This is a genomic window from Exiguobacterium sp. s192 (assembly GCF_018618795.1).
In the GTDB taxonomy this organism is placed as follows: domain Bacteria; phylum Bacillota; class Bacilli; order Exiguobacteriales; family Exiguobacteriaceae; genus Exiguobacterium_A; species Exiguobacterium_A undae.
The window spans coordinates 1-14,311 of the sequence record NZ_JACSMS010000021.1 but is presented as its reverse complement, the minus strand read 5'-3'; the positions used below and the strand labels follow the sequence as shown (position 1 = coordinate 14,311).

Sequence of the window (14,311 nt, the reverse complement as noted above, 5' to 3'; positions counted from 1 at the left end):
ACGATAGCCAAGTGGTCACACCCGTTCCCATGCCGAACACGGAAGTTAAGCACTTGAACGCCGAAAGTAGTTGGGGGCTTCCCCCTGTGAGGATAGGACGTTGCCAGGCAATTGAAGAAGCCGATCTGCATCTGCAGGTCGGTTTTTTTGTGTTATGTGAAACGTCAGATTGTTCTGATTATTGGAGGAGTCATTGACATGACACCTCCTGCTTGTTACCATAACATCAATATTCTTTTATAGAAGAGAAAGCGAGTGGATAACATGTGGGAGAACAAATTTGCTAAAGAAGGCTTGACGTTTGATGACGTCTTGCTCGTACCACGTCGATCAAGTGTCTTACCGCGAGATGTTGATTTGTCTGTAACGTTATGTGAAGGCATTACTTTAAACATTCCTTTAATCAGTGCTGGAATGGATACTGTCACAGAAGCTCCGATGGCGATTGCCATGGCCCGTCAAGGCGGTCTTGGTGTCATTCACAAGAACATGTCAATGGAAGATCAAGCGGAGCACGTCGACCGCGTTAAACGTTCTGAGAATGGTGTCATCACGAATCCGTTTTATCTCACTCCGGAAAGACAAGTCTATGATGCTGAATATCTTATGAGTAAGTATCGCATCTCAGGTGTTCCCATCGTCAACAATGAAACGGAACGGAAGCTTGTTGGTATTTTGACGAACCGTGATCTCCGTTTTGTAAAAGATTACTCGACAGTCATCGAGACGGTCATGACAACGGACGAACTCGTGACTGCGAAAGTCGGAACGTCACTGCAAGAGGCAGAGCAAATTCTCCACAAACATCGGATTGAAAAGTTACCACTCGTTGATGAGAACGGTGTTTTAAAAGGATTGATTACGACAAAGGATATTGAAAAAGTTGAACAATATCCACATGCAGCAAAAGATTCATTAGGTCGCTTGCTTGTTGCCGCAGCGGTCGGTGTGACAAAAGATGCTTCGGTTCGCGCGAAGTTCCTTGTTGATGCAGGTGTTGACGCATTGGTCGTCGATACAGCACACGGTCATTCTGAAGGGGTTCTCGTGAAAGTACGTGAACTGCGAGACGAATATCCGAACTTGCCGATCATTGCCGGAAACGTAGCAACAGCAGAAGCGACACGTGATTTGATTGAGGCTGGTGCATCGGTCATTAAAGTTGGGATTGGTCCTGGATCGATCTGTACGACACGTGTTGTTGCAGGTGTAGGTGTTCCACAAATCACAGCAGTCTTTGATTGTGCGACAGAAGCCCGTAAACACGGCATCTCGATCATCGCAGACGGCGGAATCAAGTATTCGGGTGACATCGTCAAAGCTCTCGCAGCGGGTGGACACGCTGTCATGCTGGGAAGTTTGCTGGCTGGTGTAGAGGAAAGCCCGGGCGAGATGGAAATCTATCAAGGACGTCAGTTCAAGACGTACCGTGGTATGGGTTCTGAGGCGTCCATGAAACGTGGCAGTCAGGATCGTTACTTCCAGGAAGCGGACAAAAAGTTTGTCCCGGAAGGAATCGAAGGTCGTGTCGCCTATCGTGGTAAACTCGGAGATTCTGTTTATCAGCTTGTCGGAGGAATTCGTTCAGGTATGGGATACTGTGGTTCGGCTTCGCTTGAAGAATTACGTGAAGAGACACAATTCATCCGCATGACAGGAGCTGGCTTGCAAGAAAGCCACCCGCATGATATTCAAATTACAAAAGAAGCCTCGAACTATACACGTCAATGATTCAAAAACCCTGTCGACCTTTATCGGTCACAGGGTTTTTTTGTGGATAAACATGTGGATAACCTCATTGTAACTGCCAAGCAGCCACCAGTTCAGCAAGTCCTTGTTCCAGGTGTTGTTCCGTGACACTCGCAAAACCGAGGACGATCTGTGGATGAATTGTGGATAACGGCAGTTGGGCATAATCCGATAATCCGTACACTTGAATCGAAGCGTTCTTCGCCCGTTGAAGCAATTCCTGTTCACTCATCCCGTTTGAGACGGACAGCACGACATGGAGTCCGGCACTTTCACCCGTCAATCGTAAAAAGGGAATATCACGTAACGCATGGACGACGACATCGAGCTTCCGGCGGTAAATCTTCCGCATCCGGTTCAAATGTTTCTCGAAGTCCCCTTCTTTCATAAAACGCGTTAAAATCGTTTGGTCAAAACGGGACACGCTGCATGTATAGTACGGAAACTCCGTCTGATACCGCTCGAGTAAAAGCCGCGGTAAGACCATGTACCCGATCCGCAATGAAGGCATCAATGATTTCGAAAACGTACTGACATAAATCACACGATCGCTGTCCATACTATGCAAGGAAGGGATCGATTTCCCGGTGTATCGGAATTCACTGTCATAATCATCCTCGATGATGTAACGATTTGCTGATTCCGACGCCCAGTTCAACAGTTGCCGTCGTCGGTTGACGGATAAAATACTGCCGGATGGAAACTGATGGGCCGGCGTGACGTACATGACATCGGCCGGACTTTGAATCAGGGAGTGGATCGTTAAACCGTTTTGGTCGACCGGGATTGGAATCGTGGTTCGTTCATGACTTTCAAGTATCAACCGTGTCGCGTGGTACCCGGGATCTTCGATGCCATAGGTCGTTGTTTTGCCTAATAAAAAGATGATTTGCGGCAATAACTGTTCGACGCCGGAACCGATGATGATCTGTTCCGGCGAACAGACGACACCGCGCGAATGATAGAGATAGGTCGCAATTTCAACGCGTAACGGCAAGTCCCCTTGCGGATGACCGAGCGAGACGAGCGATTGATGTTGTTCATCGATGACATCCTTGGCATGTTTTCGCCAACGCGAGAACGGAAACGACGATCCGTCAATTTTACTCGGATGGAAGTCATAGCGCAGAATCGGTTTTTCCGACGTCCGTTGGCTGGTCGGTAACGGCTTTGTTTTGACATAAGCGAGTTCTTCATACGCCAAGACGAAGTATCCTTTGCGTGAAATCGATTCGACATACCCTTCTGCGACCAATTGCTGATACGCAAGTTCGATCGTCGTTTGACTGAGATTTAAAAACTGACCGAGTTTTCGTTTTGACGGTAATTTTGTACCATACGCCAAACGGCCCTCGATGATTTCCTGGCGGATTTGTTGATAGAGCTGCTCGTACAGAGGACGATGGCTTTCCCGTATCAACTCGAACGATAGCATATCCATAAGTTGTCTCCTTTTTACTGACCTGGTCAATTCATCATAAACTGATACTTTTAAAATAGTCAATGAAGAATATACTAGGAACTATCACCGATTAAACATGACATCACTTTTTAGGGGGAGTTCAGAATGATGGAACGGCAACAAGGATCTGATCGTGTTAAAAGAGGAATGGCGGAAATGCAGAAGGGTGGCGTCATCATGGATGTCGTCAATGCGGAGCAAGCTAAAATTGCGGAAGCGGCCGGAGCGGTCGCGGTCATGGCACTCGAACGCGTACCGTCCGATATTCGTCGGGATGGCGGCGTCGCCCGGATGGCCGATCCGCTCATTACAGAAGACGTCTTACAGGCAGTATCGATTCCAGTCATGGCGAAATGCCGAATCGGACATATCGTTGAAGCGCGAATCCTTGAATCAATGGGAGCAGACTTCATTGACGAGAGCGAAGTGCTGACACCGGCGGATGAAGAGTACCATTTGTTGAAATCCGCCTTCACGGTGCCGTTTGTCTGCGGGGCACGTGATTTAGGGGAAGCGGCGCGACGGATTGCGGAAGGCGCTGCGATGATCCGGACAAAAGGTGAACCGGGAACCGGTAACGTGGTGGAAGCCGTCCGACATATGCGCAAGATTCAAGCCCAATTAAATCAAATTCTTCACTCACCGGCGGATGAAGTGATGACCCGTGCAAAAGAGTGGGGAGCACCGTATGAAGTCTTGCAACAGATTCAAGCAGCGGGTCGTCTTCCGGTCGTGAATTTTGCGGCAGGCGGGATTGCGACTCCCGCGGATGCGGCATTGATGATGCATCTCGGGGCAGACGGGGTTTTCGTCGGCTCAGGTATTTTTAAATCGGAGCATCCGGAACGTGTGGCGAAAGCCATCGTTGAAGCGGTGACTTACAAAGATGATTTCGAGCGCATCGCGCATCTGTCGAAGGGACTCGGGACAGCGATGAAAGGAATCGATGTGACGTCGATGCCGTTTGAGGAACGGATGGCACCACGCGGATGGTAATCGGTATCCTGGGTGTTCAAGGAGCAGTTCGCGAACACGAGCACATCTTGCGGACATTAGGCGTGGAAACGGTGGTCGTTAAATCCGTGACCGATCTAGATGGAATCGATGGATTGGTTTTACCGGGGGGAGAATCCACGACGATGCGCCGGTTAATTGACCGGTACGGATTGCTCGATGTCCTGCGGAGCAAAGTTACGACACTGCCGATGTTCGGAACGTGTGCGGGAATGATTTTATTGGCAAGCGAATTGAATGAAGGACCGGCGCACCTCCAAGCGATTCCAATGACGGTCAGACGGAATGCGTTCGGACGGCAAGTCGATAGTTTTGAAACGATGCTGGCGGTTGAAGGGGTTGGGCAGGATGTCGAAGCCGTTTTCATCCGGGCACCTTACGTCGAGCAGGTCGGAGAAGGGGTTCGGGTGTTAGCGAAGGCGGAGGACGCCATCGTGACCGTCGAAACGGATCTTCACCTCGCCTGTTCCTTTCATCCGGAATTGACGAAAGATTCACGCCTGCACCATTATTTCGTTCAAAAAATCAATCAATCCCGATCGATTTCGGTATGAGAAGAAGTACGGGAGAAACCGTCAGTTTACAGCTGTCGGTTTCTTTTTTTATGCTACACTGAAAAGACATAACATCATGTGAAGGAGAGGACCGATGAAACGTCTTTTCATGCTTTTTCTGAGTGCGCTCCTACTGACAGCTGGTTTGTCGCCGATGACGGGCCATGCTGCTGAGCCGCCAGCCATTCAAGCGGAATCTTACATAATGGTTGATGCGGTCACAGGAAAGGTTTTATTGGCAGAAGAGGCTGATTTAGCCTTACCTCCTGCTTCGATGACCAAGTTGATGACACTGTATCTTGTGCGTCAACAAATCGAACAAAAAAAACTGTCCTGGAATCAGACCGTCAAACCGAGTGCCAAAGTATTGAAATTAGCAAAAACGGAAGGGATTGCCCGTCTTCCGATTCGAAAAACGACGTACACAATCCGGGAGCTGTACGATGCGGCGCTGATCAAATCAGCAAATGATGCGGCCGTTCTGCTGGCTGAAGTCATGGCGGGAACGGAAATGCAATTCGTCGAACAGATGAATGAGACGGCTGCTTCGCTCGGGATGAAAGATACTGAATATGCCAATGCGTCCGGTCTCGACGCGGTGGATGCGACATTGCCGGGTACCAATTTGATGACCGCGATGGATATTGCATTATTGATCATCCGTTATATTCAGGAGTATCCGGATGTTCTGGACATTACGAAACGTTCGGCCATCACCATCAATGGGGAGAAAGTCGAGAATTCGAACAAGATGTTGACCCGTCAACCGTATGCCTATTCGGGCATGCGGGGGATGAAGACGGGAACGACGGATCTTGCCGGGTACTGTTTTGCCAGTGTGGCGACGCGCGGAAATTTGACGCTCGTATCTGTCGTCATGCGAACGACATCTGATAAAGCGCGCTTCACGGAAACCAAAAAATTATTGGATTACGGTTTTGCGTCCTTTGAACCGTTGACGTATTACGGAAAAGGGGAACAAATCAAACGGGTGTTACCAATCAAAGGGGCAAAACAAGCCCGTTATGATGTCGTCACGAAAACCCCACTGTATGTTACCGTCTCGACAAACAAATCGGACCAACGTCCACCGGTCTTTCAGTTTTCAAAAGAACAGGCTCCCTTAAAGCGGGGAGAGGCGATCGGAACGGTCCAGGTCGAAGACGAGGGTTTGTATTTACCCGGCTTCTCGGTACCGCATGCCGTGTTGTACAGTGCTGAAACGGTTAAACTCGCCAGTTTTCAGACGCGGCTGTTTCGGGCAATTTCGGCCTGGTCCGAAAAAATCAGTCAGGCAATTCATCAACCAACCCTTGTCAATCGTCAAGGGGATAGTGTAAAGTAAAGCTAATCTCATAATGATGTCATGAACGGACCAAGTAAAAGCATTTATTCTGTTAAGAGAGCTAGTGGGTGGTGTGAACTAGTCAGAAGGATACTTTGAATCGAGCCGGATCACACACCTTGCGAACAAGGTGCGGGTACGCCCGTTATCGCGTCTTTAGAGTGGGCTAGTTGAACTAGCAATGAGGGTGGCAACGCGGATCCAGGTGATTCGTCCCTCTTCGGTTTTTGAACCGGAGAGGGATGGATTGCCTTTTTTTATTGAAAAAAAGGAGGAGAAAACATGATTGATATTAAACGATTACGCCAGGATTTTGATGCAATTCAAGAAAAACTTGCCCACCGAGGTGAAGATTTGACGGACATGAACCGGTTCATCGAACTCGATGAGAAGCGCCGGGAATTAATTGCAAAAACAGAAGTTCTGAAAGCGGAACGGAATGAAGCGACGAAAAAAATCGCTGAATTGAAACGCAATAAAGAAAACGCTGATGAGGCGATCGCTGCGATGCGTCAAGTCGGGGATCAAGTCAAAGCACTTGATGACGAACTACGCGAGGTCGAAGCAACGCTCAACTTGCTGTTACTCGGTATTCCGAACATTCCTCACGACAGCGTCCCGATCGGTTCTACGGAAGATGATAATGTCGTCATCCGGGAAGTCGGCGACAAGCCAGCCTTTGATTTCGAAGCCGTTCCGCACTGGGATTTGATGGAACAGTTAAAAATCGTCGACGTCGAACGGGCAGGAAAAGTAACGGGAAGCCGGTTCGTCTTTTACCGGGGTGCCGGTGCACGTCTCGAGCGGGCATTGATCAACTTCATGATGGATCTGCACCAAGATAAAAACGGGTATACGGAAATTCTCCCGCCACTCATGGTCAACCGGGACTCAATGACAGGAACAGGACAACTTCCGAAGTTTGAAGAAGATGCCTTCAAAGTCGAAGACACGAACTACTTCCTCGTCCCGACAGCAGAAGTACCGGTGACGAACATGCACCGGGACGAAATTCTGTCAGCCGACCAGTTGCCGATTGGTTACGCGGCCTACAGCCAGTGTTTCCGCTCTGAAGCCGGTTCTGCCGGTCGTGATACACGCGGTCTGATCCGCCAACACCAGTTCAACAAAGTCGAACTCGTTCGTTTCGTCAAACCGGAAGAATCTTACGAACAGCTTGAACTGTTGACGGCGCAAGCAGAAGACGTCTTGAAATTACTCAAATTACCGTATCAGGTCTTAAGCATGTGTACAGCGGATCTTGGTTTCACGGCTGCGAAGAAATATGATATCGAAGTCTGGATGCCGAGCCAAGGGGTGTACCGTGAAATCTCTTCTTGTTCAAACTTTGAAGATTTCCAAGCACGCCGGGCACAAATCCGCTTCCGCCGCGAAGCGAACGCAAAACCGGAATTCGTGCATACGTTAAACGGATCAGCGTTAGCCGTCGGACGGACAGTAGCAGCAATCCTTGAGAATTACCAGCAAGCGGATGGGTCAGTTGTTATTCCAGAAGTGCTTCGTCCATACATGGGTGGTCTTGAAGTGATTCAAGCGTAAGTAGGGAAGGGGGATTTCCCCCTTCTGATTTTTTAAAAAGTTTTTTTAGAAAAAGGCTTTACACAGGAAAACCAAGATGCTATTATAATTTATGTCAGGAAGGCGCTTGTGCAACACAACGCTCGATTATAAGTACGGAGGCGTACTCAAGTGGTTTAAGAGAACGGTCTTGAAAACCGTCAGGCGGCGAAAGCCGTGCGTGGGTTCGAATCCCACCGCCTCCTCCATTTCTTTTTTTTTTACCTGAAAACTACATATAACTTGGAGGCGTACTCAAGTGGTTTAAGAGAACGGTCTTGAAAACCGTCAGGCGGCGAAAGCCGTGCGTGGGTTCGAATCCCACCGCCTCCTCCACTTCTTTTTTTTTACCTAAAATTACATTTAACATGGAGTCGTACCCAAGCCCGGCTGAAGGGGACGGACTCGAAATCCGTTAGGGGTCGCAAGGCCCGCGTGGGTTCGAATCCCACCGACTCCGCTTATATAAGCATCCTACCTGTTGGGTAGGGTGCTTTTTTGTTGATTCGATCGGATGCTGCATGCTATGTTTTCCTACATCCGAAAAGGAAAAAGGAGAAACCATCATGATGATTACGAAACACATGCTACTCACACACTATCAAGAGACACTCGACTTCGTTCGGGGGCTTGAACACATATCGGAAGATGCCTGGCGGACACCGTATGCTGAAGGAAAATGGACGGTCGCTGAAATCGTCGGACATTTGTCACCTTGGGACCGGTTCATCGTCGCGGAACGTTTACCGTATGTCTTGGCAGATGAACCGTTCCGTGTGACGCCGGACAGTCAGGCAGTCAACGAAGAAGCAGCGAAGATGAGCCGGGAACAGCAACGGATTTTAACGATTGATGAATTTTTAGTCAGCCGTGACCGCTTGCGTATTGCCGTCGACTTGATTCCGGAAGACCGGTTAACGGATACGTTTACGTCAAAAGGCAAAACGATTTCACTTCTTGATTTTTTAGGGGCAATGATGCAACACGACCTTCATCATCAAGCACAAATTAAACAAGTTACTGTTTGATAAAAAAAAGCCCGTTGACGGATTCGTCAGCGGGCTTTTGTATTAGCGGACTTTCGCAGCTCGGGCAACTTCAAGTTGCTTGTCGATTTTTGATAAAATCCGTTCGATTGATTCCGGCTCGTTTAACAGATCGTACTCATCGATCGACAAACGGAGGACAGGACAGATCGTAAAGTTGTTGATCCAGTTCGTATAGCGCTCATACATCTCTTCCCAATACTCGATTGGTGTTTGCTGTTCCATCTCGCGTCCACGGAGACGAATCCGCTCCAGGACCTGTTCGAATGACCCTTCGAGATAAATCAACAAATCCGGATGTGGGAAGAACGGCGTCATGACCATTGCGTCAAAGAGACTTGAGTAAGTCTCGTAGTCTGTTGGTGACATCGTCCCTTTTTCGAAATGCATTTTTGCAAAGATGCCTGTATCTTCGTAAATCGAGCGATCCTGGATGAACCCGCCGCCATATTGGAAGATTTTCTTTTGTTCCTTAAATCGTTCCGCTAAGAAATAGATCTGTAAGTGGAAGCTCCACCGCTCGAAATCATGGTAGAATTTATCGAGGTAAGGGTTCGTATCGACTTTTTCAAGAGATGTCCGGAAACCAAGTGAGTCTGCTAGACCGTTCGTGATCGTCGATTTCCCGATACCGACCATTCCGCCGATCGTGATGACGGCGTCTGCCGGGATATTGTACTTTTCGCGTAACTTCGAGTTCATGCGTGGTTCGCTCCTTCATATAATTCATTGCGGATCTTTGTCAGGACATATTCCAAATCTTCCGGACGTTTGACGAAGTCCAGTTCATCCCCGTTAAAACGGATGACTTTGACTTCCGGGTGTTTGGCTTGATAATCCGTGACGAACGTTTCGTAGTCGGCTGCCAATTGCTCGAGATAAGCCCGTGACATGTTTTCTTCGATCTCACGCCCTCGTAACGCAACACGTTTCATTAACGTATCGATGCTCGCATCCAAATAAATGACGGCATCCGGTTTTGGCATATCCGTCGTCAGGATCGAGTAGATTTGTTCGTATTTATCGAGGTGTTCGACTTTCAGAGAACGATGGGCAAAAATGAGATTCTTAAAGATATGATAATCAGCGACGACAGAGCGTTGCTTGCTGAGATAGTGACGTTCGATATCATCGAGTTGCTTAAAGCGATTACACAGGAAGAACATTTCCGTTTGGAAACTCCATTCTTCGATGTCTTCATAGAACTTTCCAAGAAAGGGATTTTCTTCGACGATTTCGCGTAACATAGAAAATGAGAAATGATGACTGATGGCGTTCGCAAGTGAAGTTTTGCCAACACCAATTGGTCCTTCAACCGTTATGAACATATTCAATTACCCTCCGTTCAGCAAAGTGCAATTTATATTTTAGCACAAAGAAGCGGCACCTGCTGAAGTTTCAGCGGGAGAATTTTTGTAAAGATAGGAAGTGTGAAGATGGAACGGCATGAACACTATATGCGCCTTGCAATCGAGGAAGCAAAAAAAGCAGCATTGATTGGAGAAGTTCCGATTGGCTGTGTCATCGTCAAGGGAGATGAGGTGATTGCTTCCGGTTACAACCACCGGGAAACGAATCATCAAGCGACCGCACATGCAGAATTACTGGCGATTGAAGAAGCATGTGAAAAGCTGGCCAACTGGCGTCTTGAAGGATGCGAACTCTATGTGACACTCGAACCTTGCCCGATGTGTGCCGGGGCGATCATGTTGTCGCGGATCGAACATGTCATCTTTGGTGCAGTCGATCCAAAGGGCGGATGCTGTGGCACCTTGATGAATCTCGTTCAAGATGAACGGTTTAATCATGTGTCGCAATTGACCGGTGGTGTTCTCGAACAAGAGTGTGGCGAGATGCTGACGTCTTTTTTCCGGGAGCTCCGTGCGAAAAAGAAACAACAGAAACGGGCAATGGGTTGCAACGAAACGAATGAAACAGTATAATGAAAAAGCACTCGAAACAAGTGCCACTAAAATACGATAAACCATTTGCCGTGCTAGGTGGGGATGTAGCGGTTCCCTGTCACTCGCAATCCGCTATAGCGAGACTGAATTCCATATCGAGGGATAGGATTGGTGTGGTCTGCCTTACGTAAGTAGCGTTGACGTCTGAGTCCTGCGCAACAGATACCCATGAATCAGGTCAGGTCCGGAAGGAAGCAGCCTTAAGTGGTGCTCTCTGTGTGCCGCGGGAGTGCTTGGACTGAGCAGGCTGCGTGAGTAACGCATGTTGAACCTATTTCAGAATATGGTGCGCGGCAGTTTAATTTTAGATAACAAGTCTACAGCCGGTTTCGGTTGTAGACTTTTTTAGGTAGAATAGAACCAGGATCATAAAAAGAGGAGGCGCAAATTTGGCCTATCAAGCATTATATCGTGTGTACCGCCCTCAGCGTTTTGATGAAGTCGTCGGACAAGCCCATATCACCCGGACGATTCAAAATGCTTTGATGGAACAACGGATGTCACATGCGTATCTGTTTTCTGGACCACGCGGGACAGGAAAAACCAGTCTGGCTAAAATCATTGCCAAGGCAATCAACTGTGAACAAGCACCTGTAAACGAACCGTGTAACGAGTGTCCGACGTGTCGGGCGATTACGGAAGGATCAAGTCCGGACGTCTTTGAAATCGATGCGGCTTCAAACAACGGTGTCGATGAAATCCGGGAAATCCGGGATAAGGTCAAATATCCACCATCTGAAGCGGCGTACAAAGTCTACATCATTGATGAAGTGCATATGTTGTCGACAGGTGCATTTAACGCCTTGCTGAAAACACTTGAAGAACCCCCTGCCCACGCCATCTTCATTTTGGCGACGACAGAACCCCATAAAATCCCGGCGACGATTATCTCGCGCTGTCAGCGGTTTGACGTCAAACGGCACGAAGTCGATCAATTGATGGAGCGGATGCAGTACATCTTATCGGATCAGACGATCGGCTATACCGAAACCGCTTTACGGCTCATTGCCCGGGCAGCGGATGGCGGGATGCGGGATGCCTTGAGTCTGCTCGATCAGGCGGTTGCCTTTTCCAATGGAGATTTAAACGATGATGCTGTGTTGGAAGTGACGGGTGCCGTAGAGGATGAAGCGTTACTTGCTGTCGCCAACGCCCTGCATGCCCATCAAGTCGATCAGCTTTTACAGACGCTAGAACAGATGCAACGCGCGGGGAAAGACTTGAAACGGTTCGTTGAGGATTTGGTCTTTTTCTACCGGGATACCTTACTCCTGAAAGCTTCTCCGACGGCGGTTGATCTGCTGGAGCGGGCACGACCGACAGCGGAATTCAAAACATTCGTCGAGACGATTGAGACGGAAACCTGCTTCCATATCATCGAGCAGTTGCATGACTGTCAACAGCAGATGCGGTTGACGAATCATCCGCGTGTCCTCGTTGAGATTGCCTTCATTCAGATTGCCGAACAGGGACGGACAACCGGACAGATCGTTCAATCCTTGCAACAGGAAGTCCGGGAACTGAAAGAACAGATGCATCAATTAAAAGTCACGGGAGTTCCGGTTGCTGAGAATACACCTGCGCAGCCCGTCAAACGGAAACAAGCGCGACCGACTGTACGAATTGCCAAGGAGCGGATCCGTCAGATGTTAAGTCGGGCGGAAAAAGCCCAGTTACTTGAGATTCAGGAACGCTGGGATGCAATCTTGAAGTTGATTCTTAAGCAGGATGGTCCCATTTATTCCTTGGTGCATGAAAGTAAACCGGTCTTATGTTCAGCCGATACGTTATTGATTGAGTTTGATAACGGTAAAGGATGGCATTTCGAACAAGTCATGACCAATGAACGCACACGTTTCGTCATCGAAGAGGCGTTGTTTGAAGTCTGCGGAGTCAAACGTGAAATTCTTGCGATTCTCGATAACGATTGGAAAGAACTCAAAGCAGAGTTTGTTGCGAAACGAAATAGTAGTAATATAGAAGAGAAAGAAGTGGCAGTCGAATCGGAAGAAGATCGATTGTTGTCCGAGACGTTGGGACGATTTGGTGATATCGTAGAATTCGAAGACTAATTTCATTAGAGGAGGAACAATTATGCGTGGTATGGGAAACATGAACAATATGATGAAACAGATGCAAAAGATGCAAAAAGATATGGCGAAAGCCCAAGAAGAGTTAAAAGACCTTACGGTGACAGGCACGGCTGGTGGAGAAATGGTATCAGTTGTAGCAGATGGGCACAAAAATATCATCGATGTCATCATTAAAGAAGAAGTCGTTGATCCGGACGATGTGGAAATGATTCAAGACCTCGTACTTGCTGCGACAAATGACGCTTTGAAAAAGGTAGATGAACTCGTGTCGAGCAAGATGGGTAAATTTACACAAGGGATGAACATGCCGGGAATGTTTTAAACTGTAGGAGGAAACGACGTGCAATATCCTGAAGCGATCAGCCGCTTGATTGAAAGTTTCACGAAGTTACCGGGGATTGGTCCGAAAACGGCTGTTCGTCTCGCGTTTCATGTCTTGGATATGGAAGAAGACGATGTGTTGATGTTCGGTAAAGCCCTGGTAAGTGCGAAACGTGATATTTCGTACTGTAGCATCTGTGGGAACATTACAGATAAAGATCCATGTTACGTCTGTTCAGACAAGCACCGTAACCGGACAATCGTTTGTGTTGTCCAAGATTCGCGTGATGTCATAGCAATGGAAAAGATGCGTGATTACCAAGGGTTGTATCATGTCCTCCATGGCGCAATCAGTCCAATGGAAGGAATCGGTCCTGAAGATATTAACGTATCGAGTCTATTAACACGTCTGCAAGCGGACGAAGGCATTACAGAGATCATTTTGGCAACGAATCCGAACATTGAAGGGGAAGCGACAGCAATGTATTTGTCGCGCTTACTGAAACCGACCGGAATTCGTGTCACACGTATTGCACACGGTTTGCCTGTCGGAGGCGATCTGGAGTATGCGGATGAAGTCACTCTATCGCGTGCCATGGAGGGAAGACGCGAGTTATGAGTTGGTTTCGAAAAAAGATCCGAGCCGAATACGATGAACGTTTCCTTCAAGAACTGGCGCAAGCAAAAGAGAATTATCTGATGAAACGACATTTACTTGAAATCAGTTATGATGATCATGGGGATCTTGAGGCGCAAATGAAGCTGGCTGAATCCTTGTACTTCTTTTATATAAGAGAAGCAAAACAAAGACGGGTTTCATTAACCACGTTAAGATCGTGATCAAGAGGACGAAAAGAGGCTGTTGCCCGCACAAGGGTCAGTCTCTTTTTCTTTTTTTAAATTAGTTTTGAAAAAGTGTTGTCAGGGTGTAATTATCGTGGTATATTAATTCTTGTCCTTACGAGGACGAGCGCACTGCTGGAAACAAGAAAAAAACTTCTTTTAAAAAGTTGTTGACTTATTGTTTCAGACTTGGTATTCTAATTGAGTCGCCAAAACAGGCGCGGACGAACTTTGAAAACTGAACGATGAGGCAAAAAACGTATCTTCGGATACAAACAATGAATGAAGCGCAAGCTTCGTCAACGTGACTTCGGTCACACAACGAGCAAGTCAAACACTTTA

General features: G+C 47.9%; 14 protein-coding genes, 3 tRNA genes, 1 rRNA gene, 1 other RNA gene and 1 other annotated feature. Of the genes, 16 read left to right on the top strand and 3 right to left on the bottom strand.

Annotation, left to right across the window (positions count from 1 at the left end):
* Together rrf and guaB are read left to right on the top strand one after the other, a co-directional pair.
* Nucleotides 1-109, top strand: a 5S ribosomal RNA gene (gene rrf / locus KNP87_RS17025); the annotation flags it as partial.
* Nucleotides 110-264: 155 nt separating this feature from the next.
* On the top strand, nucleotides 265-1,731 hold the full coding sequence (gene guaB, locus KNP87_RS17020) for an IMP dehydrogenase (protein ID WP_026831579.1): 1,467 nt from the start codon (nucleotides 265-267) through the stop codon (nucleotides 1,729-1,731).
* A gap of 64 nt (nucleotides 1,732-1,795) precedes the next feature.
* On the opposite strand, the gene pdxR is transcribed toward guaB, so the two are convergent.
* Nucleotides 1,796-3,190 carry a MocR-like pyridoxine biosynthesis transcription factor PdxR gene (gene pdxR, locus KNP87_RS17015; RefSeq protein ID WP_214722367.1) on the bottom strand — a complete coding sequence of 465 codons (1,395 nt, stop codon included), beginning with the start codon at nucleotides 3,188-3,190 and terminating at the stop codon, nucleotides 1,796-1,798.
* A gap of 129 nt (nucleotides 3,191-3,319) precedes the next feature.
* Between pdxR and pdxS the strand changes: the two genes are divergently transcribed.
* The 8 genes from pdxS to KNP87_RS16975 all read left to right on the top strand — a co-directional run bounded on the left by pdxS (nucleotide 3,320) and on the right by KNP87_RS16975 (nucleotide 8,730).
* Nucleotides 3,320-4,207, top strand: coding sequence for a pyridoxal 5'-phosphate synthase lyase subunit PdxS (gene pdxS / locus KNP87_RS17010; RefSeq protein WP_214722368.1), 888 nt, complete (start codon nucleotides 3,320-3,322; stop codon nucleotides 4,205-4,207).
* Complete coding sequence (gene pdxT / locus KNP87_RS17005; protein ID WP_214722366.1) at nucleotides 4,201-4,779, top strand: pyridoxal 5'-phosphate synthase glutaminase subunit PdxT; 579 nt, start codon at nucleotides 4,201-4,203, stop codon at nucleotides 4,777-4,779. Before pdxS ends, pdxT begins: the two co-directional genes overlap by 7 nt.
* A gap of 94 nt (nucleotides 4,780-4,873) precedes the next feature.
* Nucleotides 4,874-6,124, top strand: a complete 1,251-nt coding sequence (locus KNP87_RS17000) for a D-alanyl-D-alanine carboxypeptidase family protein (RefSeq protein ID WP_214722365.1) — start codon at nucleotides 4,874-4,876, stop codon at nucleotides 6,122-6,124.
* A 12-nt stretch (nucleotides 6,125-6,136) separates the two neighbouring features.
* Nucleotides 6,137-6,345: a binding site (T-box leader), on the top strand.
* A gap of 61 nt (nucleotides 6,346-6,406) precedes the next feature.
* The gene (gene serS, locus KNP87_RS16995) at nucleotides 6,407-7,684 is read left to right on the top strand and encodes a serine--tRNA ligase (RefSeq protein ID WP_026831574.1); all 1,278 of its coding nucleotides are present in this window, start codon (nucleotides 6,407-6,409) and stop codon (nucleotides 7,682-7,684) included.
* 136 nt (nucleotides 7,685-7,820) lie between these two features.
* Nucleotides 7,821-7,911: transfer RNA gene (locus KNP87_RS16990), tRNA-Ser, on the top strand.
* A 36-nt stretch (nucleotides 7,912-7,947) separates the two neighbouring features.
* A tRNA-Ser gene (locus KNP87_RS16985) sits at nucleotides 7,948-8,038 on the top strand.
* A gap of 34 nt (nucleotides 8,039-8,072) precedes the next feature.
* Nucleotides 8,073-8,162 (top strand) — tRNA-Ser (locus KNP87_RS16980).
* A 106-nt stretch (nucleotides 8,163-8,268) separates the two neighbouring features.
* Nucleotides 8,269-8,730 carry a DinB family protein gene (locus KNP87_RS16975; RefSeq protein WP_214722364.1) on the top strand — a complete coding sequence of 154 codons (462 nt, stop codon included), beginning with the start codon at nucleotides 8,269-8,271 and terminating at the stop codon, nucleotides 8,728-8,730.
* 42 nt (nucleotides 8,731-8,772) lie between these two features.
* Here KNP87_RS16975 and KNP87_RS16970 read toward each other — a convergent pair whose 3' ends face one another.
* Nucleotides 8,773-9,450 (bottom strand): deoxynucleoside kinase, encoded by a 678-nt coding sequence (locus KNP87_RS16970; RefSeq protein ID WP_026831572.1) that lies wholly within the window; start codon nucleotides 9,448-9,450, stop codon nucleotides 8,773-8,775.
* Nucleotides 9,447-10,076 (bottom strand): deoxynucleoside kinase, encoded by a 630-nt coding sequence (locus tag KNP87_RS16965; RefSeq protein ID WP_026831571.1) that lies wholly within the window; start codon nucleotides 10,074-10,076, stop codon nucleotides 9,447-9,449. Before KNP87_RS16965 ends, KNP87_RS16970 begins: the two co-directional genes overlap by 4 nt.
* A 108-nt stretch (nucleotides 10,077-10,184) precedes the next feature.
* Between KNP87_RS16965 and tadA the strand changes: the two genes are divergently transcribed.
* From tadA to KNP87_RS16935, 6 genes are all read left to right on the top strand, one after another.
* A complete protein-coding gene (gene tadA, locus KNP87_RS16960; protein ID WP_026831570.1) occupies nucleotides 10,185-10,691 on the top strand; it encodes a tRNA adenosine(34) deaminase TadA in 507 nt (168 codons plus the stop codon).
* A gap of 48 nt (nucleotides 10,692-10,739) precedes the next feature.
* Nucleotides 10,740-11,006: signal recognition particle sRNA large type (ffs, locus tag KNP87_RS16955), an RNA gene on the top strand.
* 95 nt (nucleotides 11,007-11,101) lie between these two features.
* Nucleotides 11,102-12,784 carry a DNA polymerase III subunit gamma/tau gene (dnaX, locus tag KNP87_RS16950; RefSeq protein WP_214722363.1) on the top strand — a complete coding sequence of 561 codons (1,683 nt, stop codon included), beginning with the start codon at nucleotides 11,102-11,104 and terminating at the stop codon, nucleotides 12,782-12,784.
* Between the two features lie 22 nt (nucleotides 12,785-12,806).
* On the top strand, nucleotides 12,807-13,127 hold the full coding sequence (locus tag KNP87_RS16945) for a YbaB/EbfC family nucleoid-associated protein (RefSeq protein WP_012368932.1): 321 nt from the start codon (nucleotides 12,807-12,809) through the stop codon (nucleotides 13,125-13,127).
* An 18-nt stretch (nucleotides 13,128-13,145) separates the two neighbouring features.
* Nucleotides 13,146-13,745: a recombination mediator RecR gene (gene recR / locus KNP87_RS16940; RefSeq protein WP_026831568.1), complete on the top strand. Its 600-nt coding sequence runs from the start codon at nucleotides 13,146-13,148 to the stop codon at nucleotides 13,743-13,745.
* Complete coding sequence (locus tag KNP87_RS16935; protein WP_026831567.1) at nucleotides 13,742-13,966, top strand: YaaL family protein; 225 nt, start codon at nucleotides 13,742-13,744, stop codon at nucleotides 13,964-13,966. Before recR ends, KNP87_RS16935 begins: the two co-directional genes overlap by 4 nt.
* The last annotated feature ends 345 nt before the right edge of the window (nucleotides 13,967-14,311 follow it).

Excerpts from the sequence above, each read along its gene's own strand:
- pdxT (WP_214722366.1), top strand. The coding sequence starts at position 4,201 with ATGGTAATCGGTATCCTGGGTGTTCAAGGAGCAGTTCGCGAACACGAG.
- KNP87_RS16935 (WP_026831567.1), top strand. The coding sequence starts at position 13,742 with ATGAGTTGGTTTCGAAAAAAGATCCGAGCCGAATACGATGAACGTTTC.
- guaB (WP_026831579.1), top strand. The coding sequence starts at position 265 with ATGTGGGAGAACAAATTTGCTAAAGAAGGCTTGACGTTTGATGACGTC.
- KNP87_RS16970 (WP_026831572.1), bottom strand. The coding sequence starts at position 9,450 with ATGAACTCGAAGTTACGCGAAAAGTACAATATCCCGGCAGACGCCGTC.
- pdxR (WP_214722367.1), bottom strand. The coding sequence starts at position 3,190 with ATGGATATGCTATCGTTCGAGTTGATACGGGAAAGCCATCGTCCTCTG.
- KNP87_RS17000 (WP_214722365.1), top strand. The coding sequence starts at position 4,874 with ATGAAACGTCTTTTCATGCTTTTTCTGAGTGCGCTCCTACTGACAGCT.
- KNP87_RS16965 (WP_026831571.1), bottom strand. The coding sequence starts at position 10,076 with ATGTTCATAACGGTTGAAGGACCAATTGGTGTTGGCAAAACTTCACTT.
- pdxS (WP_214722368.1), top strand. The coding sequence starts at position 3,320 with ATGGAACGGCAACAAGGATCTGATCGTGTTAAAAGAGGAATGGCGGAA.
- KNP87_RS16945 (WP_012368932.1), top strand. The coding sequence starts at position 12,807 with ATGCGTGGTATGGGAAACATGAACAATATGATGAAACAGATGCAAAAG.
- tadA (WP_026831570.1), top strand. The coding sequence starts at position 10,185 with ATGGAACGGCATGAACACTATATGCGCCTTGCAATCGAGGAAGCAAAA.
- serS (WP_026831574.1), top strand. The coding sequence starts at position 6,407 with ATGATTGATATTAAACGATTACGCCAGGATTTTGATGCAATTCAAGAA.
- KNP87_RS16975 (WP_214722364.1), top strand. The coding sequence starts at position 8,269 with ATGATGATTACGAAACACATGCTACTCACACACTATCAAGAGACACTC.